Source organism: Oleiphilus sp. HI0132 (genome assembly GCF_001635845.1).
The window spans coordinates 1-5,344 of sequence record NZ_LWGJ01000979.1; the positions used below are offsets into that span (position 1 = coordinate 1).

General features: G+C 42.7%; 5 protein-coding genes. 1 reads left to right on the forward strand and 4 read right to left on the reverse strand.

Annotated elements, in window-relative coordinates; all coding sequences use genetic code 11:
- The coding region (locus tag A3766_RS11035; protein ID WP_197479534.1) for an FG-GAP repeat protein at window positions 1-2,034 on the forward strand (2,034 nt) is incomplete at its 5' end.
- A gap of 19 nt (window positions 2,035-2,053) precedes the next feature.
- Here the strand turns inward: A3766_RS11035 and A3766_RS11040 are convergent.
- From A3766_RS11040 to A3766_RS28855, 4 genes are all read right to left on the reverse strand, one after another.
- Entirely contained in the window at window positions 2,054-2,989 is a 936-nt protein-coding gene (locus A3766_RS11040) for an SIS domain-containing protein (protein ID WP_068633834.1), read from the reverse strand.
- Between the two features lie 204 nt (window positions 2,990-3,193).
- On the reverse strand, window positions 3,194-4,078 hold the full coding sequence (locus A3766_RS11045; protein ID WP_068633836.1) for a MipA/OmpV family protein: 885 nt from the start codon (window positions 4,076-4,078) through the stop codon (window positions 3,194-3,196).
- 166 nt (window positions 4,079-4,244) lie between these two features.
- Complete coding sequence (locus tag A3766_RS11050; protein WP_082870316.1) at window positions 4,245-5,066, reverse strand: glucosaminidase domain-containing protein; 822 nt, start codon at window positions 5,064-5,066, stop codon at window positions 4,245-4,247.
- An 85-nt stretch (window positions 5,067-5,151) separates the two neighbouring features.
- Window positions 5,152-5,344, reverse strand: a 193-nt coding sequence (locus A3766_RS28855; protein WP_197479535.1) for a peptide-methionine (R)-S-oxide reductase, incomplete at its 5' end; no start/stop codon positions are given.

The following is a 5,344-nucleotide window of genomic DNA, read 5'->3' on the forward strand; positions in this document are numbered from 1 at the left end:
GATAGTGTATCGTTTTCTGGTCTTCCATTTAGCTTTGATTATAGGCAGTTTGATTATCAGTTTAATTTAGAGCATTTGTCAGACATTACTACGCTAGGCTTTGCTCAGGTTGAACAGTTCTTCGCTCCAAACGTTTTGCCTGAGTTAACTCAAGCAGATTCTCTCGGTGAAACTGTACTTTCTACACTTCAGTTTGAAAGGCTTGATCAGGCGGCTATTGAGGTTCGCGAATTTGGTGTAATCGTTGAGCATTCTCATAATAATGACACGAGGCAGTTTGATGTTGATCTTTCAGAAAACACTTCGTTAGTCGATATTACTCTTAAACCTGGCAAAAACGAGATTTCGTTAGAAGTTACGGCGTCCTTACAGATGCCGTATTCAGGGCTTGAGTGCGAATTAGACGAGAGGTTACGAAATCTCGTACTGCTAGATGACGGGGGCGAAAGTACCGAAGAAACACAGAACGCTGTATTAGAGCTCCAAGGAATGCGGCGGAATGTAGAACAGGTTTTAACTTATAATTTCGTAATATTTCGAGATGAAGCTGATGAGCTTGAAATTACCGACTTTGCTAATCCTCTAGCTCTGTTTGATGAAAATTCACTTGAATCGAATAATCTTTCACTATCAGGTGATTATTTGGTACTTGGTTCGCCAAAGGAAGATAGTTCTTCAGCCGGTGAATTTACTGCTCTTCAGATACAGAATGACCTTGACGGCTCGATTGTCAATGAATTCTCAGAGGACTCTGGCGCTGTTTATATCTATGAAAGAAATGCAAACGATTCTTGGGAGTTAGTCTGGATGTTGAAGGCTCCAAATGCTGAGCCAGGCGATAAATTTGGTCAATCTGTGTTTGTGGACGGCGAGCTATTGGTAGTTTCTGCCCCTGGTGAAGATAGCTCTGCGCAAGATGTGTACACTAACTATACTGCAGAAGGGGACTATTCAAGTGCGCTCTCTCAAGAACTTGAAAATGCCAGCGCTAGCAATCTTTCTCCTGAATCTGGCGCAGTCTACCTTTATGTGCTGCAGCGAGATGGAAGTTGGGCACTTCACTCTTATATCAAAGCAAAGGAAAATGTTCGAGGTGCCTCCGGTTTCGACAAAGGGTTTGGTGAGCAAATTGCGTTAAGCGCTCGGTTAAGTTCATCTGGGCAGTATATTGGTCATAGCCTAGCTATTGCTGCACCAAAAGAAGATAGCCTGAATGGCATCTTTTCCGACACGCAAGCCATTAACTCAGGTGCAGTTTATATGTATTCGCTGAATCTCAGTCAGGGCAATTTCTTGCAATATATCGAGACGTTAAAAGCTTTAGAACCCGTTGCGGGAGATCGCTTTGGTAGTGCTATTTCTTTAACACCTGACGGCCAAGTATTTGTATCAGCTCCTTATGAACAAAGTAATGACCGTGTGATAAATAATTCGCCCTCGCCAGAGTCATATGAGCCTGTACTAAGTAGGTCAAATTCCGGCGCTGTGTTTGCTTTTAGCGCTATAAATAGTAATCAGGTGGGATTTCACGAATTGCGTTCAATTATAAAGGCATCGAATGCAGATTCTGGTGATCTATTTGGTAGCTCAATTGCTTCGAATGAAAACTATCTGGTTGTTTCTGCATCCCATGAGGACGGCGCAAGTACCGGGTTCAATCGCGATATGTCGAATAACGATTCAAGCGATTCTGGAGCCGTTTACGCATTTAAAAGAGATGCTGCCAGTGGAAACTTTTCTCAGGACCTCTATATAAAAGCTCCCGTAAATGAACCGTTTTCGAGCTTTGGCAACGCAGTAGCGCTATATGATAACGACCTGGTTGTCTCGCACTCACTGTTCGATGAAGGGGGTTCTGAAGATAAGGGTATCACTTACATCTATGCTCGGGATCATGAAGATAAGACCTGGTCTAAACTGCTGGAATTAAGCAGTCCTGGAGTTGTTGAATATGGAAGCACGATTGCGCTTGAGGGAAATAAGGTGGTTGCCACAACCAAAACAGCAGGACAACCTTTGTTTTTGGTAAAATAAACTCAGTGTTTTAGAGGGCTTATATTGAGAGTATGCCGCTAACAGTTCTTTTGCCGTCAGTAACCAGTAATTTTGTAATGCTGTTTTCCTTCATGATCGTTTCAGCCGTAAAGAGCATTTCTCCCTCGTCAATGGTTATTGGGTCTGTGGTCATTATATCTTTTGCTTTTTGGGTGTGAATGTCACCACCTTTTACCAAAGAACGGCGCAAGTCTCCGTCAGTGATTACGCCAAGAAGCGCTTTGTTTTCATCGATAACAACTGCAATACCCTGAAGCGATTGAGTCATTGTAATGATAACTTCATCAACAGGTGTTTCAGGGCTTACAAAAGGTAGGTCTTGAGCAAGCATTTCGTCACGCACCTTGGTCAGTAGCTGTCTACCCAAGCTTCCTCCAGGGTGAAAGGCTGCAAAGTGCTCAGGTTGAAAGTTTCTTTCTTTCATTAGTGAAACAGCAAGTGCGTCGCCCAAAGCTAGTGTCACCGTTGTCGATGTGGTAGGAGCCAAATTATTTGGGCATGACTCCTTTTCGACAAAAATATTCAAGTAGACGTCTGAATTTTTTGCTAGCGTGCTATCAGGGGCGTTAGCAATCGAAATAATTTTGTTTCCGAAGCGCCGAAGGCTAGGGATGAGTTTGATCACTTCTTCGGTTTCGCCGCTATTCGAGATAAGCAAGATGATATCGCTAGGGCGGATCATCCCTAAGTCACCATGAAACGCTTCGGCGGGGTGAATAAAAAAACTAGGTGTGCCGGTAGAAGCGAGTGTAGCTGCGACTTTTTTGCCAATATGGCCGGATTTCCCCATGCCTGAAACTATTAGGCGTCCTTCAGATTTCATTATCAATGATATGGCAGATGAAAAACTGTTATCAAGAGAGTTTGCGAGATTTGAAATAGCGGAGGACGCTTCGTTTAAGCTGCTAATCGCAGTTTCATTAATATCAGACATTTACACCTACCTAGTAAAGCGGGGTTATAAGGGCTTGGGAGTGGGTGATACAAACGATACCACTAATTATGTCTGTATTATAAACGGTTTTACAAAGAGTAAAATGGCTTTTGTCTTAAATGAAATTTAGGTGCAACAGGTTTAACTTGGGTGGGTGTTGGCAGCGCAATGTGATTGAGGTGCGCTGCCAAAAGAAGGTGCAGGTTAAAAATTGTATCGCAGGCCAATATTACCTAGAATCAGTTCTTTATCTTCTATTAAGGGGCTGGTTTCTATTTCGCCTGAAAATTTCTCTATGGCAAGGTAGCCCGTCGCGGTTAGTTTGTCAGATATGCTGTATTCGACGGTAAGGTCGAACCCGACATGTCCACTATTTCCAGGCTCATATTGAGGTCTGGTAATAGTTTGATAATAATCGATATTGGCGTCATCTTCGCCAGCACCATATTTTTCAATAACATAACTTTCCGCCGCCTCATTTTCAGCTTCGGTAACTTGGTAGTAGTAAGTGTTATACTTGTTGCCATAATGTTTTATAAACATACGTGGAATAATTGACCAATTACCAGTATCAGGGAAGGGGCGCGACCAGCTGATCGAAGATCTAGGGCCAGAGTAGGTGCTTACAACATCATGAAAAGCTTTGATTTCAACTAAGCCCACACGAGAGAAAAAGCGAAAAATAAAGCCAGCCTCGTAAGCTCTATCTCTATTTTCATCAATGCCCCAGTACAACTCTTCCATATCAGCGCTAATATTCTCAAGATCCAAAAATGTTCGTCCCGATGTTACCGCAAGGCCAAACATAATACGCTTATGCCTGAATAACTCGAAGCCAACTAGTGGCTCATCATGATTGTTATAGCCGAACAAATTTCCCCACTGAAAACTGAAAGTCGGTAAAAAGGAGTAGGTGCCATCATGTCCTATATAGGGTGCCGACCCAAATGTAATGCCGGGGCCGATAGAAAGATGGTCTTCATAGACTGGAACCGGCTCTTGTACCCTTGCTTGAGTTGCGGACGAGCAAAGCACCAAAGACAGTGTTATTGCAGCCAATGATAAGAGTTTACGAGAGTTGAATTCCATAGTGATAAATTACCTGGGTAGTTCCATGTGTGATTAATTACTTAATTTCCAAGCGTTCAGAGAATGCTGAGTCCTTGAATATTTCTGTATTCTATATCTTATTGAATTTAAACGATGAGATCTGGATAACATCATTCGTGATATTTCTGAATAATGCTAACCCTTATTAGCCGGCTAGGTCATATTGAGTGAGGTTATTGCTTTCGATCATGATGCGAACTTTCTCAATATAACGCTCAGCTTGTTCGGAGTAAGGGGAAAGTCCGGGCAGTAGATCTAGGCTGCTCATGTCTTGCTTGCTTGTGCTGCTGAACTTAGCGCGTAGTTTCCTGAATTCATCATATGCCGAGAAGCTATTTAGGTTCATCAGATAGGCCCTGATGGATTCATTTATAGTCTCGAATTGAGCTACCTCATGTTGTTGGTTCTCATTCCTGAATTTAGGTACAAGACCGCATCCTTTTTTAAAGCACCAGTGGCCAAATAGGTTGTTTCCTTGCTTAGCGAAACGACTGGTCCCCCAGCCAGACTCAATGGCCGCTTGTGCCAGTACCATAGAAGCAGGGACGGTATCAACACGCTCTAGCAGTCTGCCAAGTGTCTGACTTGGGTTGGTAGTTGGCACAACCTTGTATTTCATTGCAAGCGCTTTAAGCCAATTTCTGTCGTATTGGTTCAGGCTGGCGGCACCATTTTTTTTTATGGAAGTGCTCATAGCTTGTATTGCAGTTCTGAGGCGAAGTATGTGAAGGTTTTCGTCCTTAACCATTGGCAATAAATATTCAAAAAAAGACTGCTTCTTCTCACTTATATTCTGAATAACTGAAAAGTCAGGAAGCGGGACGGACAGACTGCTATCGGCCTTGTTTTCAATCTTGGGTAGCATATTTTTGGGACTGTGATAGAACCATATGCTTGCCCAAATAATAGACAGTAAGCAGAGGGTAACGGGGTAGTTAATGCTGACGAGGCGTGAAATTAAACTCATTAAAGTTTCAGGGCGCAAATGTTTAAGTAAAGTAATTTTACTTATATTACACAGACAGCACCCTGAAAGAAAATATATCGTTCGTTTAAAACTGATCTAGAAACTGCTCGTAACCCCGGCTACTAAGTTGCTGCTTGGGAATGAATTCCAACGCGGCGGAATTAATACAGTATCTTAAACCAGTTGGCGCTGGGCCATCATCAAAGACATGCCCAAGATGTGAGTCTGCAAATTTACTACGAACCTCGGTGCGAGACATAAATAAACGAAAATCTTTC